The organism is Microbulbifer maximicatervae (SeqCode) (genome assembly GCF_052467815.1).
Genome location: NZ_CP174326.1, coordinates 1,122,482 through 1,145,858, shown reverse-complemented (window position 1 = coordinate 1,145,858; position 23,377 = coordinate 1,122,482). Strand labels below are relative to the sequence as shown.

General features: G+C 49.5%; 17 protein-coding genes. 14 read left to right on the top strand and 3 right to left on the bottom strand.

From position 1 onward, the window contains the following. The first annotated feature begins 8 nt into the window (after positions 1 to 8). The 5 genes from hflC (at position 9) to ACJJIW_RS04855 (ending at position 5,902) form a co-directional block, all read left to right on the top strand. Complete coding sequence (gene hflC, locus ACJJIW_RS04875) at positions 9 to 881, top strand: protease modulator HflC (RefSeq protein WP_282930281.1); 873 nt, start codon at positions 9 to 11, stop codon at positions 879 to 881. Positions 882 to 1,080: 199 nt separating this feature from the next. Then, a complete protein-coding gene (locus ACJJIW_RS04870) occupies positions 1,081 to 2,274 on the top strand; it encodes an ATP phosphoribosyltransferase regulatory subunit (protein ID WP_282930280.1) in 1,194 nt (397 codons plus the stop codon). Between the two features lie 112 nt (positions 2,275 to 2,386). After that, entirely contained in the window at positions 2,387 to 3,709 is a 1,323-nt protein-coding gene (locus tag ACJJIW_RS04865; RefSeq protein ID WP_282930279.1) for an adenylosuccinate synthase, read from the top strand. 141 nt (positions 3,710 to 3,850) lie between these two features. After that, positions 3,851 to 4,504, top strand: a complete 654-nt coding sequence (gene trhA / locus ACJJIW_RS04860; RefSeq protein ID WP_282930278.1) for a PAQR family membrane homeostasis protein TrhA — start codon at positions 3,851 to 3,853, stop codon at positions 4,502 to 4,504. Between the two features lie 177 nt (positions 4,505 to 4,681). Then, positions 4,682 to 5,902 carry a lytic murein transglycosylase gene (locus ACJJIW_RS04855; RefSeq protein WP_282930277.1) on the top strand — a complete coding sequence of 407 codons (1,221 nt, stop codon included), beginning with the start codon at positions 4,682 to 4,684 and terminating at the stop codon, positions 5,900 to 5,902. A 7-nt stretch (positions 5,903 to 5,909) separates the two neighbouring features. Here ACJJIW_RS04855 and ACJJIW_RS04850 read toward each other — a convergent pair whose 3' ends face one another. The 3 genes from ACJJIW_RS04850 to ACJJIW_RS04840 all read right to left on the bottom strand — a co-directional run bounded on the left by ACJJIW_RS04850 (position 5,910) and on the right by ACJJIW_RS04840 (position 10,996). After that, positions 5,910 to 6,932, bottom strand: coding sequence for a succinylglutamate desuccinylase/aspartoacylase family protein (locus ACJJIW_RS04850; protein WP_444937348.1), 1,023 nt, complete (start codon positions 6,930 to 6,932; stop codon positions 5,910 to 5,912). Between the two features lie 93 nt (positions 6,933 to 7,025). Next, complete coding sequence (locus tag ACJJIW_RS04845) at positions 7,026 to 10,109, bottom strand: DUF6531 domain-containing protein (protein ID WP_444936801.1); 3,084 nt, start codon at positions 10,107 to 10,109, stop codon at positions 7,026 to 7,028. A gap of 23 nt (positions 10,110 to 10,132) precedes the next feature. Further along, a complete protein-coding gene (locus ACJJIW_RS04840; RefSeq protein WP_282930274.1) occupies positions 10,133 to 10,996 on the bottom strand; it encodes a Stp1/IreP family PP2C-type Ser/Thr phosphatase in 864 nt (287 codons plus the stop codon). 191 nt (positions 10,997 to 11,187) lie between these two features. Here ACJJIW_RS04840 and ACJJIW_RS04835 point away from each other — a divergent pair, with 191 nt between their 5' ends. The 9 genes from ACJJIW_RS04835 to ACJJIW_RS04795 all read left to right on the top strand — a co-directional run bounded on the left by ACJJIW_RS04835 (position 11,188) and on the right by ACJJIW_RS04795 (position 23,307). Further along, the gene (locus ACJJIW_RS04835) at positions 11,188 to 11,907 is read left to right on the top strand and encodes a transposase (protein ID WP_282930273.1); all 720 of its coding nucleotides are present in this window, start codon (positions 11,188 to 11,190) and stop codon (positions 11,905 to 11,907) included. 80 nt (positions 11,908 to 11,987) lie between these two features. Beyond that, positions 11,988 to 13,484 carry a type VI secretion system contractile sheath domain-containing protein gene (locus ACJJIW_RS04830; RefSeq protein WP_282930272.1) on the top strand — a complete coding sequence of 499 codons (1,497 nt, stop codon included), beginning with the start codon at positions 11,988 to 11,990 and terminating at the stop codon, positions 13,482 to 13,484. 89 nt (positions 13,485 to 13,573) lie between these two features. After that, positions 13,574 to 15,364, top strand: a complete 1,791-nt coding sequence (tagH, locus tag ACJJIW_RS04825) for a type VI secretion system-associated FHA domain protein TagH (RefSeq protein WP_444936800.1) — start codon at positions 13,574 to 13,576, stop codon at positions 15,362 to 15,364. Then, a complete protein-coding gene (gene tssJ, locus ACJJIW_RS04820; protein WP_444892605.1) occupies positions 15,342 to 16,001 on the top strand; it encodes a type VI secretion system lipoprotein TssJ in 660 nt (219 codons plus the stop codon). Before tagH ends, tssJ begins: the two co-directional genes overlap by 23 nt. A gap of 70 nt (positions 16,002 to 16,071) precedes the next feature. After that, a complete protein-coding gene (tssK, locus tag ACJJIW_RS04815; RefSeq protein ID WP_282930268.1) occupies positions 16,072 to 17,409 on the top strand; it encodes a type VI secretion system baseplate subunit TssK in 1,338 nt (445 codons plus the stop codon). 1 nt (position 17,410) lies between these two features. Continuing rightward, positions 17,411 to 18,274 (top strand): type IVB secretion system protein IcmH/DotU, encoded by an 864-nt coding sequence (gene icmH / locus ACJJIW_RS04810; RefSeq protein WP_282930267.1) that lies wholly within the window; start codon positions 17,411 to 17,413, stop codon positions 18,272 to 18,274. Positions 18,275 to 18,331: 57 nt separating this feature from the next. Continuing rightward, positions 18,332 to 21,874 carry a type VI secretion system membrane subunit TssM gene (gene tssM, locus ACJJIW_RS04805; RefSeq protein WP_282930266.1) on the top strand — a complete coding sequence of 1,181 codons (3,543 nt, stop codon included), beginning with the start codon at positions 18,332 to 18,334 and terminating at the stop codon, positions 21,872 to 21,874. Positions 21,875 to 21,888: 14 nt separating this feature from the next. Continuing rightward, positions 21,889 to 22,563, top strand: a complete 675-nt coding sequence (gene tagF / locus ACJJIW_RS04800; protein WP_282930265.1) for a type VI secretion system-associated protein TagF — start codon at positions 21,889 to 21,891, stop codon at positions 22,561 to 22,563. 18 nt (positions 22,564 to 22,581) lie between these two features. Then, positions 22,582 to 23,307 (top strand): SapC family protein, encoded by a 726-nt coding sequence (locus ACJJIW_RS04795; protein WP_282930264.1) that lies wholly within the window; start codon positions 22,582 to 22,584, stop codon positions 23,305 to 23,307. The last annotated feature ends 70 nt before the right edge of the window (positions 23,308 to 23,377 follow it).

Sequence of the window (23,377 nt, the reverse complement as noted above, 5' to 3'; positions counted from 1 at the left end):
GGGATGATATGAATAACAAAACACTGGGTATCATTGTTGTCATCCTGGTTGGAGTATTGGTACTTTCTTCCAGCGCCTTTGTAGTGAAAGAGACTGAAAAAGCCGTGTTACTGCGCTTTGGTGAGCTGGTGCGCACCTACACCGAGCCGGGTCTCTACTTCAAAATCCCTTTTGCGGAAAGGTTGCGCAAGTTTGATGCGCGTATTCAGACGGTGGATTCCAGCCCCGTTCGTATGCTCAACAGTGAAAACAAATTCATGATGGTTGATTCGTATGCCAAATATCGAATCTCTGATGTGGATAAGTTTTATATCGCCACTCGTGGTGACGATCGCAATGCGGTGCGCCTGCTGTCGGAGCGGATCAATGATCAGCTCCGGAACGAGTTTGGTGTGCGCGATCTGCATGAGGTAGTCAGTGGCGAGCGCGATGAGTTGATGGCGGAGATCACCAAGAACCTGAATAAGGTGGCTCAGGATGACCTGGGAGTGCATGTGATTGATGTGCGCGTCAAGCGGATTGACCTGCCACCGGAAGTCTCCGAGTCTGTGTTCCAGCGTATGCGCGCTGGTCGTGAGCTGGAGGCGCGGGATCATCGCGCCAAGGGTCAGGAGGCCAGTGAGCGTATCAAGGCTAATGCCAATCGCCAAAGAGTGGTGATTGAGTCTGAGGCCTACCGCCAGGCGGAAGAGTTACGCGGTGCGGGTGATGCAGAGGCGGCAGCTATTTACGCTGCGGCCTACAGCAAGAATCCGGAGTTTTACCGCTTTACCCGCAGTCTGCAGGCTTACAAGGAGTCCTTCCGGAGCAAGTCTGATATGCTGCTGGTCGATCCAGATAGCGAATTCTTCCGCTACCTGAAAGACCCGAAAGGAGAGTAGGGCTGAAAATGCTGTGTAGCACTGGGCAACTGGTGCTATAGGCGCCGGGTTAGATTCGATAACCCTACCTTCCTGTTAGCACTTGATGCTAAAATCACGCAAACCGGGCCCAGCCCGGTTTTTTTGTGGGAAGTGCTGCGGCTCGTTTGTGGCAAGCGCTGTGGCACCGCAATTTCTTCGCTGACGAATTCATTTCATCATGACTCAAGCCGATCGCTGGATGTTACCGGATGGCATTGCAGAAATTCTGCCTGCGGATGCCGTGCAATTGGAGACTCTGCGCCGCCAACTACTGGACCTCTACCACTGCTGGGGGTACGAGTTGGTGATACCGCCGATGTTGGAATTCACCGAGTCCCTCCTGATTGGGATGGGCCATGATGTAGATCTGAGCACCTTTAAGGTTACCGACCAGATATCTGGACGCACTTTGGGTATACGCGCGGATATGACTCCGCAGACTGCCCGGATTGATGCCCACAGCTTTCCCCGCAGAGGCGCCAACCGCCTCTGCTACGCCGGTCAGGTGGTGTACACCAAGCCGCGAACCCCGATGGGTTCGCGAGCGCCGATACAGGTTGGCGCCGAACTGTTTGGTGTGGACAACCTCGGTGCAGACCTTGAGGTGATCTCGCTGATGCTGCAAAGCCTTCAGGTAGCGGGTGTCAGCCAAGTGCACCTGGACCTGGGCCACGTCGCGATTTACCAGAGTCTGGTTGAAGCGGCGGGCCTCAATGACGAGCAGCGCAGCGCCCTGTTGGCCATGTTGCAGAGCAAGGCGACTGCTGATCTGTGCGAGTGGGTCGAGGAGAATGTTGGCGACCAGAAGGCTGCCGAGTGGCTGAAGGCGCTCCCGGGGCTGGTTGGGGGACGGGAATGCCTGGATAAGGCCCGCGAACTCTTTTCTGGAGCCCCGCAAAATTTGCTGGCGGCAGTCTCCGATTTGAGGCAGGTAGCTGAGGCTCTGAATGAGCGCTATCCAGAGGTGACACTGTTCTTCGATTTGAGTGAAGTACGCGGCTACGACTATGAAACAGGTCTGGTATTCGCCGCCTACACACCGGGCCACGGCCAGGCATTGGCCAATGGTGGACGCTACAACGGTATCGGAGCCGTGTTTGGGCGCGATCGCCCAGCAACAGGCTTCAGTAGTGACCTGGTGGCATTGAGTAATCTGGGCAGCACTGCCGTTGAAGAGGGCGCTGCGATATTGGCGCCAGATGTCAGAGGCTCCCAGGGCGCTGAACTGTGGAAGGCGATTCACGAGCTGCGGGCTCAAGGTGAAGTGGTCATCACAGCCCTTGCTGGTGGTGCCGATAGTGAACTGGATTCCCGCTGTGACCGAGAGTTGGTTGCTGAGGGTGATTCGTGGGTAGTAAAACCACGAGACTGATTTTTCGGGCGCAGTGGATGTGCCTATTATCGCGCGGGCCTACCCGCAGACATCCATTTATGTGGGGCCCCGGCTCCCGCAGAGAAAAACCTGAGTTTAGAGATTTATACAGATGGGCAAGAACGTAGTAGTACTGGGTACCCAGTGGGGCGATGAGGGCAAGGGCAAGATTGTCGATTTGCTAACCGAGAAGGTCTCGCTGGTAGTGCGTTTCCAGGGTGGTCACAATGCGGGCCACACCCTGGTTATCGATGGCGAAAAAACCGTACTGCACCTGATTCCCTCCGGTATCCTGCGCCCCAGCGTAACCTGCTTGATCGGCAATGGTGTGGTGCTCTCCCCGGAGGCGCTGCTGAAAGAGATGGCTGAGCTGGAAGAGCGCGAAGTTCCTGTGCGCGAGCGCCTGCGTCTTTCCCCGGCGTGTCCGCTGATCTTGCCTGTGCATGTTGCCCTCGACCAGGCCCGTGAAAAAGCACGCGGCGCCAAAGCGATCGGTACTACAGGTCGCGGTATTGGTCCCGCTTACGAAGATAAAGTTGCTCGTCGCGGTCTTCGCCTGGGTGATCTGTGCAACTGGGATAACTTCTGCCACCAGCTGAAAGAGCTGATTGATTACCACAACTTCGCTCTGACCGAATACTACAAAGTTGACCCGGTCAGTTATGAGGACACCGTTGAGCAGGCCAAGATCTGGCGCGAGCAACTGGTGCCGATGATCACCGACGTTGCCGATCACCTGCACAAAGCGCGCGAGAACGGAGAGCATATCCTGTTCGAAGGCGCCCAGGGTTCCCTGCTGGATATTGACCACGGTACCTACCCGTTCGTAACTTCCTCTAATACCACTGCTGGCGGTACCGCTACTGGTTCTGGTTTTGGTCCTCTGTACCTGGATTATGTATTGGGCATTACCAAGGCCTACACCACCCGCGTTGGCGGTGGCCCATTCCCTACCGAGCTGGACTGCGAAGTTGGTCGTCACCTGGGTGAAAAAGGTCACGAGTTTGGCGCTACTACTGGCCGCCAGCGCCGCACCGGTTGGTTTGACGCTGTTGCTGTGCGCCACGCGATCCGAATCAACAGTATTTCTGGCCTGTGCCTGACCAAACTGGATGTTCTCGATGGTCTCGAGGAGGTAAAGGTTTGTGTGGGCTACCGCAACAGCGCTGGTGAAGAAGTCCCAGTACCATTTGATGCTGCAGGTTGGGAAGGTGTCGAGCCGGTTTATGAGTCTATGCCCGGTTGGACAGAGAACACTGTCGGTGTGCGTCGTGAAGCGGATTTGCCGGCCAATGCACGCGCCTATATCGCTCGAATCGAAGAGCTGGTGGGCGCTCCGGTAGACATTGTTTCTACAGGCCCCGATCGCAACGAAACCATTGTTCGCGAATCTTCCGCTTTGTGCGAAATGGGTATTCACAACGCTAGCGTTTAAGCCCTGACCGCCCGGTTGTGAATGTGCAGTCTGGTGATGGCCTTGCTATTTTAAGTGAGGCCTCTGATCATTAGACCTGTTCCAAGTTATTGGTCGTGCACTACACGCAGGCTTATGACCTGAATTTAACCGGGCTAATTTATGTCATCTTCCGTTTCCGTTGCCAGTCGTTACAGTTTTGCTGAAGAGATCGCCAACAGTGTGACACATGGTGTTGGAGCGCTTCTGGCGATTGCCGGTCTGGGTGTATTGACCGGATTTGCTGCCCTGCGCGGGGACGCCTGGCATATTGTCAGCTCCAGCGTCTATGCCTCCACCCTGATACTCTGTTTCCTAGCCTCCACGCTGTACCACGCAGTCAGCCATATCGGCGCCAAAGCAATACTGCGGACCCTGGACCACTCGTCAATCTTTCTATTGATTGCTGGAACCTATACTCCCTTCACCCTGGTTACCCTGAGGGGCCCTTGGGGTTGGTGGCTGTTCGGTATTATTTGGGGGCTCGCGCTGATCGGATTGATTATTCAGTTCACCCCGCTGAAGAAGATCCGAGCTCTGTCTATTACTCTCAGTGCCTTGATGGGATGGGTCGTGGTGGCGGCGATCAAGCCGCTGTCGGACAGCCTGGAAACTGGCGGTTTGTGGCTGTTAGTTCTCGGTGGTCTCTGCTACACCGGTGGAATCGCTTTTTACCTCTGGCGCAGCCTGCGCTTCCACCATGCGATTTGGCATCTCTTTGTGCTGGCGGGCGGTATTTTGCACTTCTTTGCGGTGCTGTTTTACGTCATTCCCTAATCTTCCCGTTTTGCGGCAGAGCTCACCCTAAAGGTGAGCAGCACGAACTTCCCTCTCATGTGACTGTCCAGTTTAATAGTAGGTGGGAAGTTCAACGGTTATCGGCCAATCCACCTTTCGGATAAGAGTGGCTCGTTCTACCCTTGAGCGAGCAAAAGTTGTGTCGAAGGTAACTCCATGCCCAAACTGCAATGGTTTCAATATCTGTCTGCCATTCTCGCGATAAGCGCGGTTCTCCTGGTTTCCAGTACCCATGCACAAGAGAAGGCCGATCCGGCCTTCGAACAGTGGGTAAAGGAGTTCCGTAAAACCGCGATCAAGAGTGGAATCTCCGCGGAGGTTTACGACCAAGCCTTTAAAGGAATCACTTCTCCAGACCAATGGGTTCTGGATCGTGCAGCCTATCAGCCTGAATTCAAAGCTCCGGTATGGCAATACTTTGATAACCGGGTGCAAAAGAGAGCGATTGAGCGAGGCAAGCGGGAAAAGGAGAAAATGAAGCCCTGGCTGGATAAGATCCAGAAGCGCTTCGGGGTGGACCCCAATATCCTGCTTGCGATCTGGTCTGTGGAATCCAGTTTTGGCGGCATCCTCGGCAACGACAAGGTAATGCGCAGTGTCATTCGCTCACTGGCAACACTCGCCTATGCGGATCCCCAGCGTAAAAAGTTTGGCCGTCAGCAACTGCTGGCCGCGCTAAAAATCTTGCAGGCCGGTGATATCGAGGGTGAGCATTTGTTGGGCTCCTGGGCCGGAGCTATGGGGCATACCCAATTTATTCCCACCAGTTATCAAGCCTATGCGGTGGATATCGATGGTGATGGTAAACGGGATATCTGGAACTCCATTCCGGATGCGCTCGCGACTGCCGCCAACCTGCTATCCAGTAACGGTTGGCAGCGAGGAAAACCCTGGGGCTATGAGGTCAAGATTCCCGCTCGTAAAATGCCTGCAGGGAAGATGTCGGTAGCCGAATGGGAGAAGCTCGGCGTCACACGAGCCAATGGCGAGCCCTTTCCCAGCAAGAAAGCCATTGCCGAATTAAAGTTACCAGACGGCCGCAATGGCCCGGCATTTTTAGTGTTCAAGAACTTCTTTGTCCTCAAGCGTTACAACAATTCAGATCGCTATGCGATAGCTATAGGCCTGTTGGCAGACCGGATTGGCGGCGGTGCGCCTTTGGTAAATGATTGGAAGCGCCCATTTACTCCACTGGATAGTGTTCAAGTGGAGGAGTTGCAGAAGTTGCTCAAACAAAAAGGGTTTTACACCGGAGAAATTGATGGCAAGGCAGGTCCGGGTACCCGCAAAGCGGTGAGTGAATTTGAAAAGAGTGCCGGCGTTGAAGTTCAGGGCTACCCGAGCAGGGAAGTCCTGGAGTTGTTGAAGAAACAATAGGGACTCCCTAAAAGTTCTCATCCGGTAGGAGCGTATCCTGGAGTAGTTCCAGGTTCTCGACAACACCCTTGGGTTCACGGAAGTAGGCGATGTGGTACATCGCCTCGCCTTCCTGGACCAGAGGGATATTCTGTCGCCCAATAATGATTCCATCCTCATCGCAGGTCAGTTGGTCCAGTTCCTGGCCGTATGGATCTGCAATGGTCGCCAGTAGGTCGCCCCGGTAGACCTGGTCCCCGAGTGCCTTAAGATGATTGGCGATACCGCTATCCCCCGCGCGAAGCCAACCGCTGCGTCGAGCAACAAATGGCTCTATCACATTTGTCTTTCGGGTTTGCGGCAACATCTCCAGGTGCTTCATCACATTGATCACACCTTTAACACCCGCGCGGATACTGAGTTCATCAAAGCGCAGGGCTTCACCAGCTTCATACAGTAATACTCTCACCCCGAGATCCGCGGCTGCTTGGCGCAGGGATCCGTCGCGAATAGAAGCGTTGAGTAGCACGGGAACACCGAAGGCCTTGGCGAGTTTTCGGGTTTGCTCGTCGTCCAAGTTAGCGCGAATTTGGGGAAGGTTACTGCGATGTACGGCTCCTGTGTGTAAGTCGATGCCATAGTCGCATTTGGTGACTATTTCCTTGAGGAAGACGTGAGCCATACGTGCGGCGAGAGACCCCTTTGCCGACCCTGGGAACGAGCGGTTTAGGTCGCGCCTGTCAGGTAGATAGCGAGTGTGCTGCAGTACCCCGTAAACATTAACCATTGGAACTGCAACCAGGGTCCCGCGCAATGACTTCAAGCGGCCGCTTTGGATAAGCCGGCTTATTACTTCAATACCGTTGAGTTCGTCACCGTGTATGGCGGCACAAACGAACATCCTGGGGCCATCTTTTTTACCGCGCTGCACATAAACCGGGATTGCCATTTCTGTGCTTGTGTAAAGCCGCACAACGGGCAGATCAATATGGCAGGACTCGCCCCTGGCGACATGGACCCCACCGATCTCAAAATCCGAGCGCTCTTCCATAACACTCACGGGCAAATAGATATTCCCATAGTGTATAGGCAGATAAGAGTTGACCCGGGCAGCAAATGTTGATGCAGCTGCCCGAGTACTTCGCTACAGCTGCCCGATTGATTGGGCAGAAGTCGTCAAGTTATGAGAGCGGTCCCCATTTAGCCAGATACCGAGGGCAGGGCTCCAGTAGCCTGAGGGGTGGTACCACAGCCCGGTCTCTACATCCGCGAGCAAGTTAGTTCCCCGCCAGGCGCTAGGCCCCTGATTGTGGGGGTCCTTACCTTTTTCCCCGGTCTCACCACCTTGGGACCATTGCACGGTGCCTTGGGCATCGAAAATCGCCAGCGGTTTTCCATCGGGGTTGGAAAGGTAGTATTCGATGTTGTCAGTAGTCCATTGGCATAAGATGGCATTGGTTTGAGGTTGGTGAATCCAGTGGCTTAGGCCTCGGGATTTGCCGTCAATATTATGAGCTTCCCCCCAAATACCAAGGCTACTCCAGATAGTGACAACACGCCGTTGGCGCGTGGATTTTCGGTGAGTGCAGGTTTTGCTTAGCCGCCGGCCAAAAGGATCGTAGCGGAAGTAAGTTTTAAACTCCCCGCACTCCGCATGGCTCATTAGGCCCCAGCCATCGTATTGATACTGATAGTCTTTTCGGCCAGGAATATTGCGCTCGCAAATAACATTGCCACGCTTATCGCTTTCGGTTTGGGATTGTGGCGGACTTTGTTGAGCTCGCAGGGGGTTGGTCATTTGTAGAGAGGGGGATTTATCAAAATGCCAGGAAAGGGTTTGACCACATTCCAGGCCAATCAAGCGCCCAAATGAATAATTGTGATTGCTGCGAATTTCTCCCTGAACCTGCAGGATGCCCCGATCTGTAGGCTCGGTACGCACTATGGCTTCGCCGTTGGCATCGATCCCATACAGAGCCCCAGAAGGGGCAAATGTATAAGACAAATCGAGGTTGTCAGAACTGGCACTCTTTAGCCAACCACGGTTGTCATACTGGTACTGAAGGCTGAAGTCCCGGATCTCGGCACTATCATGATGTTCCGCAATCACTCGACTGCGACTATCGTATTTGAAGCGAACGGAGGAGAGCGAGTTATCTGCTTGAACCAACCTGCCTTGTTGGTCGTAGTGGAACTCACTATTTTGGCCGCTGTTATTGCGAATACTGGTTAATTCTCCGCTGTTATTGTAATTAAAGTACCAGCGGGAATCATTATCACAATACTCATGCAGGCTACCGTTGATATTGTAGTGCCAGCGCCAGATCCGATCCTGAGGGGCTTTATGGCTAGTTAATTGCCCGTGGCTGTCATATTTCCAATAGTAATTTCCCGCCGGGCTCTCCAGGCAGGTCAGTTCGCCTTTCGGGGAGTAGCTTAGCTTCCAATTGTTGCCATCGGCAAAGTTGATATAGGTGGGCCTGCCGGCGTTGTCATAATCACAAAGGATGCTTTGGCCGCTATCTCCATGAATGGCATTGGGCAGGCCGCAATCGGAGTAGTCCAAACCGTATTGGTGAATACCGAGGCGGGCTTCACGCAATTCACCGGCATTACCATAACTCCATTCACTCCATACTTCGCCATTCATTTTTATTGAAGTGATTCGCTGCCAGTGGTCGTACTCAAACCCCAGTTGTTTCTCTTCCCTACGTACCGTTTGTAGTTGACCTTGCCCATCCCAGCTGAAGTCTACTTTGCCCCCTTCGGGGTCCTGAATCTGTGTGAGTTGGCCCCGATCTGTGTAGAGAAACTTCCAGGTTTGTTTTGCCGGATCGATAATGCGTTCTGGGCGCCCCTGATCGTTAAACTGGTAATGCCACAATGTCTCATCGTTAATGAGAGCTGCACTCAGGTAGCCTCGATCGTCATAAAGATATCGACTGCTACTGTTGTTGGAGGTGGAGCGAACCAGTCGGCCGAATTCATCATGACGATAAAAAAGCCTGTTGCCATCTGCCTTTATCTCCTCACAGAGATTGCCATAAGAGTCAAATAGCCAGGTAAGGGTGCGGCTTTGTTGCTGTTTAGAGATTCTTTGGCCGTACTTATTGAAGCGTATATAAATTGGACTGGAAAGTTCTGGCTCGATAGTGCAGGTATTATTACTCGCGTGCCAACTTAAGTGAGTGGTTAACTCATTCGAGTTGAGTAAGTGACACCGGTTGTACGCATCATATGTAAATCTATAGCTTCCGAAATGGCTGTTTTTCAGGTGAACTAGCTGTGTGTTGTTATATTGGTAGCTCTCCTTACTAAGTCCACTGCAACTTTCGAGTAGCTGGCCCTCGTAATAATTGTAACTGCAGAGGCTGTTTTGCCCCTCTACGGCATGACTATTTACTAAGTTAGAGATATGACCGTTCTGGCAATGAAATTCAATAACACGGCCCCATGAACTGACTACTTTTTTAGGTAAGCCTTCTTCATAGTCAATTGTTAATGCATTGCCAAATTGATCTCTTATCTCTGCAAGGGGGAGGGCACTATTTACACCGTCAGCGCGAAAAATTTTGTGGTGTTGATCAAATGTCGTCAAACGATAACTGTGTAGGCTCTGCCTAAATAGCATCAACCGTTCAAAGCGGTTGTAGCTGCCGTGTCCAATGGCAGGTAATTTGAAGCTTACAGACCGGCCTTCTGCGGTGATTAGCTTGACACTATTGTCATGCACAACAAGTCTTTCACTTAGAGAGTGCCGCCAACCGGCACCAATACCGACGTCTTCACTAAGGGATGATCGGAAGTAGCGTTTCCACTCAAATGGCAATGGTCCAGGAATGGTTACATCTGTCCGCTCAAAAGCGACTTCCCCAGTTGCGCTGATAATATGCCCAGCGACCTGATGTGAACGTTCCAGGCTTGGAATTACCTCATTTGCAGGGTTAACGCCAGGAGTGTTGGTTAATTGGGTTGGAAAGCTGTCAGCTTCATACAAGAGGGGCACTACAGGTGCCGAATCAATACTGTAACGATTGGCGGTTATCTGTGGCAGCTCAGGCCAAATATCCTCCCTCTGTAGATTGCTTATCGAATTTTCTGGTATTTGTTCAATCTGGGAGAGCCAGCGTGCGGCTGATGCAGGGCTCTCGTGGGAAAGGTTGATTTCGGGGGGGGTGAGCGTGTCGAGTAAGTGGGGTATCAGCTGGGTAAGACGTTCCGGTGTCATATTGCATTATCCGGTAGATCAAATTAGCGGTGTAACTTTCGAATTGTTACGTCTGGGGATTTGGGACGTTCAGTAACATTTTGTTCGTGAGGGAGAATCTGGTGTAGTGGCTGCGAGGAGTATTCCAGTATTCCCGCAGTAATATTATCTCGCCCTCCGAGGCGATTCGCATCGTCAATAAACCGATATACGCATTCCAGCGCTGGTCGATGAGTAGCTAGCACACGCTCTATCGCGTGATCATCAAGATACTCGGTGAGGCCGTCACTACATAACAAAAGGAGTGCGTTTTGTGTAAGTTTCCAGCTGTTAATATCCGCTTCCACATTATTGGAAACGCCTAAGGCACGGGTAATATGGTTGCGAATATTGGATTCTTTGGCCTGTTCGGGGGTCAATTGACCAGAATCAATCATCTCCTGTACAACACTGTGATCTCTTGTAAGACGCTGCAATCCATAATTGTTCCACAGGTACGCGCGAGAATCCCCAACGTGCGCAACAATTAAAAAGTCGCGCCACATAACCGCAGCAACCAGTGTTGTCCCCATGTTAGAGAACTGGGGGTTTAGGTTTTTAGTGTTGATGAGGGCTGTATTTGCGCTGTTTACTGCGTCTATAAGGGTCGCGCGCAATATAAGCTGTTGTTGTTCAGAGGTGCAGGAGAAAAAAGTATGTTTCAGCAGGTCATCGAGATGGGCTTGAACTGTCTCAGCTGCGATTTTACTGGCGGTGGCACCGCCCGTATAACCGCCCATGCCATCGGCTACCACAATATAGGCAAAGGGCTGCTCCGCCGACGCGTGCCAGCGAATACTATCTTCGTTTTCCTCACGAACCTGACCAATGTCAGTGCGCCCGTTGACCGCCAGACTAATTTGATCCATGTCTGGTGCAACTCCCCTTTAATAAAAAGCATTACAATGCGGCGTAATAGTAATACAGCCGATCACCGAGGGTAATGTTAACTTGCCCGAATGCCAAGTTTGAAATACTTTTCACTGATTTGCGATAATAAGGGCTTTATGCCCTCTACAGAAAAGGCTTTACGCCTGATAACAAAGGATCTATAGGCAAAATGCCTCGTTTGCCCCGGCTCAATTTGATAAATGTTCCTCAGCATATTGTGCAGGTTGGACACAACAATCTGCCCTGCTTTTATGATGAAGAAGATTATCAATATTATTTGATTAGTTTGCGTAACGCGTCAGACCAATATGGCGTTGACGTTCACGCATATGTTTTATTACCTAATATGATCCAGATCATAGCTACGCCCAGGATACTGGATGGGATATCATCTATGATGCAATCCCTTGGGCGCCGCTATGTGCAGTTTATAAACCACCGCTATAAGCGTTCAGGGACTCTGTGGCGAGGGCGATACAAGTCTAGCTTGATTGATTCTGACGCGTACTTGTTGACTTGCTACCGGTATGTAGAGCTGCGCCCCTTGTATTTGGGATTGGCAGACTCCCTAGAGAATTATGAGTGGTCAAGTTTTAACCACCATGTGAATATTAAAAAAGATAATTTGATTAAAGATCATCGTTTATATCTGTCTCTTGGCGACACTGTGGTGGAGCGGGCGCAATCCTACAGAGAGTTGTTTCAGTACAGTTTTGATCGAAAGCTGCTCGACTACATCGCTGAAACGATTAAGTTAGGCCATGTACTTGGCGGGGATGCATTTAAAGAGAAAATTGAACAGATCGTTAACCAAAGGGTGCGACCGCTTAAACGGGGCCGGCCCAAAAAGGCAAATAAAAGCGAAAAAGAAGCTGTAGATACTGCCTAGTTGAAGCCCCAAAATGAGCAGTAGGCATTAACAGGTCAAAATAATCAGGGCGATTAAGCCCTGTCAGCAGGTGACAAATTGTGAGTAGGCCCAGCATTTCAGCGGGATTTCAGATCCTTGGCGATAACAATAAGGAAAAAACAGTTATGGATTCAGGCACTGATCGATTGAAAGTAGCAATCCTGGGTGACTTCAGTGGAAGGGCAAGTCGTCGTCAGTGTGAACCCGATACGATTTCCAGTCGAAGGGTATATCTGCTGAACCGCGATACTTTTGAGGGGGTTTTTGCAGATCTGGCGGTGAGATTACAGCTACCCGTATTGGACCGCCCCTTGGGTCTACCTTGTTTCGATGATTTGCACCCAGATTATTTATATAGCCGTCTGCCCTTATTTAAGAAGTTTATTGAGCTGGAGCGCAGATTGCTGGACCCTCGCCAATTCCAGCAAGCTGCTGAAGAGATTCAACAGTGGAAGCCAGAGTTGGCTTCTCAGCCAGGCTTGGAAGCGCGTAACAGTGAGCAGTCAATCCTGGATGAGATTCTGGCTGCGGGCCGTGAACGCAATGCTAAAGAGGGGCAAAGTACCTTCCAGGTTGACCAGCTTATAAAAGATATTGTCGCCCCTTATGTGCAGAAAAGTGAAGATCCCCGTCAAGCTGAGTACTTAAATGCACTGGCTGAGGCTACCTCTGATGCAATGCGTAAATTGATGCATCACAGTGATTTTCGCCAGTTGGAGGCCAGCTGGTTGAGCCTGCAGCTTTTGTTAAGGCGTGTGGAAGAGCATGGAAATCTGGATTTTTATTTAATAGATGTCAGCAAAGAAGAACTCCTTGCTGATTTTGCTGAAGCTGAAAGTGATCTGGAAAAATCACAGACATTTAAATTGTTGGTTGAGCGCGAAACCGCGGCAGGAAATATTCCCTACAACCTGGTCATAGGTGACTATTTCATTACTGATGAAGAGCGAGATCTGCATCTTTTGATAGATTTGTCGACGATAGCAGAAGCGGCAAATAGTGCTCTCTTACTGGGGGGAGATCCAAAACTAGCGGGATGTCCAAATTTATCGGGTTCAGTAGACCCAGATGATTGGTATTACCCCTTGAGTGATCAGTTTGCAGAAAGTTGGCAGGCTGTACGGGAATACTCCGCTAGTGAACATGTAGCACTGGCAGCTCCCAGGTTTATGCTGAGACTTCCCTTTGGAAAAGATACATCGACTACCGAGTTTTTTGATTTTGAAGAGTTAACCTCTGAACAGGGGCATGAATATTATCTTTGGGGAAATAGTGTTTACCTGTTGGCTTTAGCTGTTTGCCAAGATTTTTCTCTGACTGGCAAGCTACAGACTCCATCATCCGCAAGTTATGAGAATTTGCCCCTTCATTTACGCAAGTTACCGCATGGGGAGTTGTTAACTCCATGCGCAGAAGCACTACTGACAGATCGCTCAGCTGCAAAGTTTATGCAGGCGGGCATTAGTACCATGCGTTCGGTACAGGGCAGTGATCAGGTAATTCTTCCACGTTTTAACTCCCTCGGGGGCGGTACACTCAAAGGTCCTTGGGCTTAACTGCCCAAGGACTGGATTTTTGCAGAATTAAATCAGCAAAAGATTTACCTGAAGACCTTGAATAAACCACTATTGTGAGTCAGGAATAAATGGATCTAATTCTATCTGTATTGGCCGACCCTTCTGGCGCCAATATGCTTAAACATACAAAACTGTTCACGAAAGCTGGTGGCAGTCTGGGTCGCTCTGCCGATAATTATTGGGTTTTACCTGATCCGGATCGGGTGGTTTCCTCAAAGCACGCACAGATCTCCTTTGCTGAAAATCAATATTTTTTGGTAGATACAAGTACTAATGGTACTTATTACAATGATTCGGAAAATCCGCTAGGGAAGGGAAACCAGGTTCCATTAAAAGAGGGCGATCTTATCGTTCTCGGAGAATATAAATTAAAAGTTTCATTGCGTAAGCCCAAAGAGCAAGGGGAGCTTCCCAAAGGGCTGGGCAGTGCAGATTTTCTCGATACCTCGGATCGGACAACGTTTAGTGCAGATGCCATGGCAAAAATGCAAAGCCAGGCTGAAGCAAAGGAATTAGATAGTTGGCTTGAGCCGGGTTCAGGCGCACCTACAGGTGCTGCTGAAACCGGGGAGTGGGGTTCAGTGGGGTTAGGCGGTCAGAGTAATACCCCTTCCAGCGATAGCCTCCTTACTGCGGAATCGGCTCCCCTAGATCCGCTTGCCACCTTTAGTCAGTCCGGCCTCGCTGGTGGTGCTCCAGAAGCATCACCAATGGGAGGGTTATTAGGTTCTACTGATCAACAGCAATCGGGTAATCAGTGGTCTGATGATGAGTGGTGGAAAGATGGAAGTGCAGAAGACCATGTACCAGCTGACCAGCACTCAATGCAGCTAAACCCTCAGCCGGTGCCGGAGCCTGTTGTTGAAACAGTTGCAGTGCCCGAACCTCAAATGGCACCTCCCCAGCCCCAAGTTCCAATGGGGGGATTCCAGGAAATGTCGCAGCCTGTGGTGGCTCCGATACCACAACCTCAGGCTATACAGCCCCAGCCCCAGCCCCAGCCCCAGCCCCAGCCCCAGCTTGCGCAGCCTCAGTCGCCCGTGCAGGTTACCCAGCAGCCAGTAACTCCACCAGCGCAGGATAACCCCTTCGCTGGTTCTTTTGCTGCTATGCAGGGGCAGCAAGTCGATGGCGCTCCAGGGTTTAGTACGGGGCCGGCAACTCCGCAACCGAATATGGCAACCCCGCAACCCAATATGGTGCCCCCGCAACCTGATATGGCAACTCAGGCCCAACAATTTTCGCATTTGCAACAGCCGCCAGCTGCACAACCCATGGGAGCCTCTGGGGGTAGTGTTTTTGCCTCCACCCTCGGCCTGAATATGAATCCAGCCCAATTACAACAGGCGGACCAACAAGCTGCAGAGATTGTGCGAGAGACGGTGGCTCGTCTCATTGACCTTTTACGCGCGCGAAACAGTATTAAGAATGAGTTGCGTGTTCAGAGAACCATGATTCAAACAGAGGCCAACAACCCTCTGAAGTTCAGTGTTACAGAAAGGGATGCTCTGGAAGCTATGTTTGCGGGTACCGGTGCGTTTATGAATCCGGCTGAGGCAGTGAAAGATAGTTTTGATGATTTGTCAGATCATCAAGTTGCGGTTTTGGCTGGAATGAGAGCTGGTTACAGTGCCATGCTCAAATTCTTTAGCCCTGAGAACATTGAGCGGAGACTGGGAAATACTTCCGGTGTTTTTGGAAACAAAAATGCAAAAAAATGGGAAGGATTCACTGCAATTTACAGGGAGCTAGTAGGTGATCCAGATAATTGCTATCGCAAGTTATTTGGTGATGAATTTGCAGTTACATATGAAAATCAGTTATCAGAGTTAAAAAATGCTCGAAATATTACAAATTAATAAGTTGACGAAAAAGAGGGAATTGCTTGTGTCGATTAAGAAACTATTTCAACTCAGTTTAATAGCGGTTCTGACTGTCGCAGTTGTCGGTTGTCAAACGACAAGGCGAACGTTAAACCTGGATACCAGCCTCGAATTAGTTGTTGAAACGCAAAATGATATAAACCCCGATGATGATGGCCGAGCTTCACCCGTCGTTATCCGAGTATTTATGCTTGCGGATGAGCGCCAGTTTGCTCGTGAAGACTTCCTGAATCTTTATGAAAATGCGCAATCGCGTTTGGGTAATGACTTGATTGATACGGTGATTCTCAAGGAACTCGCTCCGGGAGAGCAGCGAATAGAAGAACTGGCACTTACACCAGATGTTAAATATATCGGTCTATTAGCGGAGTTTGTACAGTATCAAGATGCTCAGGCATTAATGGTGCTGCCAATTACAGATCACAAGAAAAATGAATATGAGGTATCGCTTGCCGATACGCGAATTGGTTCGCCCGAAGATATTGCCAAGCGCCGCAGGGCAAAGCTGACTACTCGCGGTGACGATGATGAAAATGGAGATACAGTGACTATCTCCAAAGAAGATTATGAACGAATGAAAAAGACGCTCCCTGATATGCAGCAATCTCAGTAGGGCAAAAGTTATTGCTAGGGTAATAACTTTTGCCCTAAAAATATTATGCGAGCTTTTCTAAGGAACATTTATGTCGGCAAACAATAAGGTGATCTGGAGCGAGGGTATGTTTTTGCGCCCTCAGCATTTTCAACAACAGGATCGCTATCTCGAACAGCTTGTCGAAGCGCGCACAGCTCCCCTTGGACCTTACACCTGGGGGATTGTGGAACTGGCAATTGACAGCGAACCGTTATCGATGGGGAAAATTTCTCTATCGAGAGTGAAAGCTGTTTTTCCAGATGGCACTCCGATACTTGCCCCTGAGACTGAGCATTTGCCGGATGTTTTGGACGTTCCGGTTAATACTCGCGATGAAGTAGTTTACCTGTGTGTGCCGATGAAGCGCCCGGGTAGCCAGGAGTCTATTAGGGATCAAGAGGATTTCCCTCAGGCTCGTTATCAGGCTTCGAATTTTGACGCTAGAAATAGTGCTGCGTCATCCGGTGAATCCGCACGGATTCAGGTCGGAAAGTTAAGGGCTTGTCTGAAGTTGGGCAGTGATGACCTCAGCGGTTACGCTGCGGTTGGCGTTGCCCGAATTAAAGAGCGCCAACCGGAAAAGCCGGTGGAGTTGGATGCTGACTATATTCCGCCGTTGCTAAATGCGGAGACCTCCTCGGTAATCAATGCGTATATTGAAGAAGTTAAAGGGTTACTTGATCACCGAGGTTCAGCTCTAGGCCATCGCCTAAGTGATAGTGGTCGTAGTGGCTCTGCAGAAATTGCTGATTATTTATTGCTGCAAGTAATAAACCGTTTTGAGCCTCTTTTGAAACAAATTACGGCTCAGCCTCGCTTGCATCCGCATAGCTTGTTTCTTGAATTGCTCCAGTTGGCCGGTGAGCTTTCGACTTTTACTTCTCAGTCCAAACGTCCTCCAGAAATTCCTGCTTATGCCCATGAAGATTTACAGGTTAGCTTTGCCGGATTGTTTTCGGCGCTTAGGCAGTCTCTGTCCACTGTACTGGAGCAAACAGCGATCGCAATGGAGTTGGTTCAGCGCAAGTTTGGAATTTATGTTGCGCCCGTTACGGACCCATCATTATTAAAGTCGGCCAGCTTTATTATGGCTGCTAAAGCCGATATGCCTGGCGACCTATTGCGTAGCCGATTCCCGACACAGGCGAAGGTCGCCCCTGTCGAAGCGATTAGAGAGCTAATCTCTGCACAGCTGCCTGGTTTGACTCTGCGTCCGCTGCCTGTAGCTCCTCGACAAATTCCTTACCATGCTGGGTTTACTTACTTTGAAGTCGAGCGTAGCGGAGAACTGTGGCAAGCCATGACTCGTTCGGGCGGTTTTGCGGTACATCTTGGCGCTGAGTTTCCTGGATTGACCATGGAACTCTGGGCTATAAGGAATAATTGATATGAGTAATGATAGTTTTACTCCGCCGCGAGCGCCCAATGCCGGTGATAGAACAGTTTTGATTCCAACACCCGGTGCTGCGGCGGCACCGACAGCAGCTCAGGCCCAGCCACAATTCTTTGCCAGCCAGGATGCCCCTGTCGAGGCCCAGGTGCGCAATAGCCTTAACCCGTTAGTATCTGCGGCCTCAAAGTTGTTAGGCGTAATCATTAAGTTACGTACAACAATGAATCACGCTAATGTTCCTGATCTGCATAAACGGCTTACCACGGAAATTCAAAGCTTCGAAAGGGAAGCAAAGCAGCTTGCCCTTACGCCAGAGTCAGTACTAACTGCCCGTTATCTGCTTTGCACTGTTGTAGATGAGGTAGTTTTGACAACACCTTGGGGGACTGCCAGCGGTTGGAGCCAGCACTCCCTGCTCAGTCTATTCCACAAGGAGACATTTGGTGGGGAGAAGTGTTTTGTCATATTACAGCGAATGCTGGAAACCCCCGCAAGTCATCTGGAATTGCTCGAACTCTTTTATCTGTGTTTAAGCCTAGGTTTTCAGGGCAAATATCGACTCGTGCAACGTGGGCATGAGCAGATAGAACAAATTCGTGATGAGCTGTACAGAACAATTGAGCAACACAAGCAGCCAATGGATAGAGATCTTTCGCCGCGCTGGGAGGGATGTGTAGAGCGAAAGTCACGGCTTATTCACTACATTCCCCTATGGGTGATTATGAGTGTGGTCCTGGGCTTGTTAGTTGCAACTTACAGTGGTTATCGCTGGTGGTTATATGAAACGACGACACCAGTCGCAGACCAAATTTTAGATTTGTCCAAAAGTGATAGTGAGTCTCCGCAAGGGGAAGGGTAACACTCGGGCTGATATTGATCCGGGGTGCGATAGATACTCTGGAAGATGGAGCAATTCATGAAACACTTGCGTAATTTTTTTACCAATAAGTGGGTGCTGGGGTTTATAGGGTTGTCAGCCCTTTCCCTTCTTATTTGGTTTGCGGCTGATTACATTAAGTTTGGCAGCGATAATGCCACGCTTTCGCACTCTGTCCGGCTAACGATTATCGTCTTTATTTTTGCTATTTGGCTGGTGTGGAACCTTAGTCAGTGGCTGGTGGAACGGCGCCAAAATCAAGCTTTAATTAAAGGCATTGAAGAGTCCCAAGAAGCTGATTCTGCAGATCCAGACGAAGAGCGCTCTCTTGAGGAGATGGAAGCCCTTTCAGGTCGCTTCCGTGAAGCAATGAGTGTGTTACGCAGTGCCCGGTTCAAGTCAGACAAGGGACAGGTATCCCTTTATCAACTTCCCTGGTACATCATTATTGGTCCTCCCGGGTGTGGTAAAACAACGGCCTTGGTGAACTCCGGGTTGGAATTTCCCTTGGCTCAGAGTCATGGGAAAGAAGCTCTCGGTGGGGTAGGTGGTACCCGTAACTGTGATTGGTGGTTCACCAATGATGCAGTATTAATTGATACTGCTGGACGTTATACAACCCAAGATAGCCACCGGGTTTACGATAATAGTGCCTGGAAGGCTTTTTTGAGCTTGTTAAAAAGGTATCGTCGTAGACGTCCGATTAACGGCGCTTTGGTTGCAATTAGTTTGCAAGACTTAATGGTGCAAACAGAAGAGCAGCGACAACACCAAGCAAAAGTTCTTCGTCAGCGAGTAAATGAACTTCAGCAAGAGCTGGGAATTCGTTTTCCTATCTACCTCACTTTCACAAAATGTGACTTGGTGGCAGGTTTTACTGAATTTTTCGACAATCTCTCACAAGCTGAGCGTGAACAAGTTTGGGGAATGAGCTTCCCCCGCGAAGCCAATGCAACAGTTGGTGCCCCTCTCGATAACTTTAAAGGTGAATTTGAGCAACTGATAGAGCGTTTGAACCAGCGAGTTTTATGGCGTGTTCATCAGGAACGAAATATAGAGAAGCGGGCATTACTGCAAGGTTTCCCTGCTCGAATGGAGAGCCTAACGGATATCCTGGCAGATTTTGTAAAACAAACTTTTGGCCCAAATCGCTATGAAACAGTACCGATGGTCAGGGGAGTTTATTTTACCAGTGGCACACAGGAAGGTAGCCCTGTTGACCGAATGATGTCCTCTGTAACCGCTGACTTTGGGTTGGAGCGAAGTGTAGGGCCGAAATTCCAAGGTGTTGGGAAGAGCTTTTTCTTAAACAGGCTGCTTAAGGATGTAGTTTTTCCTGAGGCAGAGCTTGTAGGCGTTAATCGCCGGATTGAGTCGGCCAATCTTTGGTTGCGCCGGGGGGTATTTGCCACCTTAACGGCCGGCTTTGTCGGAGCCATTTTCCTGTGGAGTGGAAGCCTTGCGCAGAACAAATTATCCATGGGTGAAGTCAGTGAGAACCTAAGTGAATACCAAGGTGCGGAAAATGAGCTGAAGGGCAAAAGTATTACGCCTATCAGTGCATTGAACTTGCTCGAGCCTCTCAAGCGTGCCAGCGCAGTATATGACCGCGAGGAGCACCCTTGGATTGCTAATTTGGGGCTATATGACACCAGAATAGATACGGCAGCAAATGATCTTTATCGACATAAGCTAGAGTTTATTTACCTGCCCGCCTTGCTGCGTGATATTGAAAGTGACCTGAGTCGTCTCGGTAGTAATGATCCTGCGCTGGTAAGTACACTCAAAACCTATTTGATGTTCTTCAACAAGGATAAGCTGGACCTGAAAACTATAGAAGCTTATTACACATCAAGGTGGGAGCGGCAACTGCCAGGTGAAGCGGCTCGGCAGGAAGAGCTACGTTACCATCTGGACCAGCTATTTACTCAACCTTTGCCCAGTTCAATTGAGGCAAATGAAAGAGTAGTGGCTCGAGCAAGACAGCAATTACGTCGAATCCCAGTACCTCAGCGTTTGTTTGCTCAGTTACAAAATAGTGATTTCGGATTGACTCCTGTAGACCTCTACCAGGAAATTGGAGGTGACACCCAGCAAATTTTTGGTATGGGGGCCAATAGTCCAAGCTTTACGATCCCATTCCTTTACACCAAAGCTGGCTATAAAGAATTGGACTTTGGAGCAGACTCTCAGCTAATGACAAATATGGCTGAAGAGCGCTGGATTTATGGCGGTGATCTGAGTGGAGAGGACTTTACTGAAGCCGATCGGGAAAAACTCGGTGAGGAAGTGAAGCGAATCTATTTGGGTGAGTACTTACAGCGCTGGCAGGGCTTTATTGGTGGGTTCAAGATCCAAAGATTTGGTAGTACCTCCCAAGCTCTGGATGTCCTGTCAAAACTGTCTGATCCGATCTATTCGCCATTGTTGGCGATTACGGAGATTACCTCTGATAACACGCGCTTAACTCTGCGCCCTGAGGTACCTGTTGGTGCTTCAGGAGTACCTTTACCAGTATCGAGCACCACTCGAAAACTCGGGCAAGCAGCATTAGGTGGCGCCACTAGCGCTTTACAGGATCACTATAAGCCCAACATCGTGGATGTGAGGTTTGAAGAAATTCAAAGAATCACCCAGAGTGAAAAAGGTCGGCCGGCTAGGATCCAAGAGTACCTTACGACGATCAATCAAATTCAGGAGTATCTAACGGAGATTGATAGCGCCCCAGATTCTAATCAGGCCGCTTTTGGTCGAGCAAAAGCGCGCTTCGCAGGCGGTAGTGATGCCATTAAGCAACTCCGGGTCAAAGCTGCTAATGCGCCAGCACCATTTGATCAGTGGTTAACTGATATCGCTGATAGTGCTTGGGGGCTTGTAATGGCCAAGACGAAAGCACATATCAATCGCGTTTGGCGAGAAGAAGTGTATCAAAGCTATAGCAATAGCTTGGCTAATCGATACCCCCTACGAAGTGACCGAGAGCAGGAAGTGCCGGTAATGGAGTTTAACCAGTACTTCAAGCCGGGGGGCATTGAAGAGAAATTTGTTAATCAGTATCTGAAGCCCTTTGTGGATACCAGAAACTGGAAAATTAAGTATGTTGAAGGGCAGGGAATCAGTCTTTCTCGAGAGGCACTCTCTCAGCTTCGGAGAGCAGAGCGTATCCGCAAAACCTTCTTTAGTATCGGTGAGGGAGCTTCATATTCTTTCCGTATTGAACCAACGAAACTGGACTCAAGTGTGCGCTTGTTTGAACTTGAGTTAGGTGAGCAGCGAGTACCTTATTCCCATGGCCCGAAAACTGCTAAAAAGCTGACTTGGCAAGGTGGTGAAAGTAACCGTGTGCGTATCATCTTCGAAGATTTAAACGAGACGGTACATCGTAAGCACTTTGAAGGGGATTGGGCGTGGTACAGATTACTGGCGAGTTCCGACTTGGAAGCAGGACGCAGCAATGCGGAGCACTTTGTTACCTTCTCAGAGGAAGGGCGCAAAGCTCAATTTAAATTAATCGCATCTAATGTTAACAATCCTTTTGATCGTAGCTTGCTGCGTGGATATCGATGCCCTGAGAGCCTGTAGACGGAGTACGTGATTTGCAGAATACAGTAGGTATTTTTGGTAAGTTGCCTGGGCATGGGGACTTTGTTCAGCGGCAGCTGCCCGGCAGTTTTGTCTCGGTATGGGATGAGTGGCTTCAGCGTGCCGTTTTTGGATCGCGTGAATTGGTAGGTCAAGAGTGGCTGGACTACTACTTGACCAGCCCTATTTGGCGATTTGTTCACTGCAAAGGGGTTATTGACGCCAATGCATGGGCAGGAATTTTAGTGCCTAGCGTAGATAGTGTTGGGCGCTACTTCCCTTTAACATTTGCTACGCCCCTTTCCCCTGTAATAGATGCATTTGCTTTTATGTCAGATGCTAAAAATTGGTTCCAGAGTTTATCTGAGTTAGCAATTACAGCCCTGCAAAATATGTTGCATGCAGATCAGTTATGTGAGGCATTTAGTCCTCCTCCTGAGGGGGCAGGCATTATTTCCCTGCCTCCAGCGCAGGAGGGTTTCATAATTTCTTCAGGACAATCAAACAACTTGGAAAGAAGTTTTGCTGGGTTACTGGGGCAAATGGGAAAGAATACCTTTTCAACCTATAGTCTTTGGTGGAGTGAGGGCTCACAACATTTGGCGCCGACGGCTTTACTTTCTCCCTCACTGCCGGGCCCCGAGCTCTATAGCTCAATGCTAGGTGTGCGACAACAGCAACAATTATGATGGGATTTAGGGGGTGACGTGAGACAGTTGGTTGTTCTAGATAAGAAGAAACACAGAAACTATCGATTGCTTAAGCATGATCTTTCACATAGTAAGAATTTACATATTTGTCCAATTCTATTGTCTGAGTTTATATCGGTCTCTCGTACAAGCCCCATTATATTTACAAAGTCAAAAGAGACGGGAAAACTTGAAAGTTGTGCGCTGCTTGGCGTAACTCCAGGGGAAAATCTTTTTTGGCAAGAAGGTCGATGGCAAGGGGACTATATTCCCGTTTCTATTCGCAGTCATCCTTTTTACTTGAGATACAAAAAGGATGACTTATCCAATGCATATGTTTGTGTTGAGTCTTCTCTCTTGTGCGCGAGTAAAGACAGCTCTCAAGGGGTTGCTTTGTTTGAGCATAATGGAGAGCCAAGTAAACACCTTTTAGCAGCGCAAAGAGAGTTGGAAAATATACACCTTAAAAAACTACAAACCTGGAAGTTTGTTGAATCGCTGCAGAAGTTTGATTTACTTAAAGAGCAAGAAATAAATATAGATTTGCCCGGTGAAACAAAACATAAACTGAAAGGAGTTTACTGTATTTCGGAAGATAAGGTGCGAAAGCTTGGAGCTACAGAATTCTTAAAATTACGCGATATAGGTTGCCTACCATTTATTTATGCACATTTGTTTTCGCTACTTCAATCATCAAATCTAAGGGCGCTGCATAAAAAAAATTATTCAAAAGTTCTTCATTGATGGGAGCTTGGTTTTTAATTTAAGGATTGTTGATCCAGAACGATTAAGAAAGAAAACGTATAAGATCTGA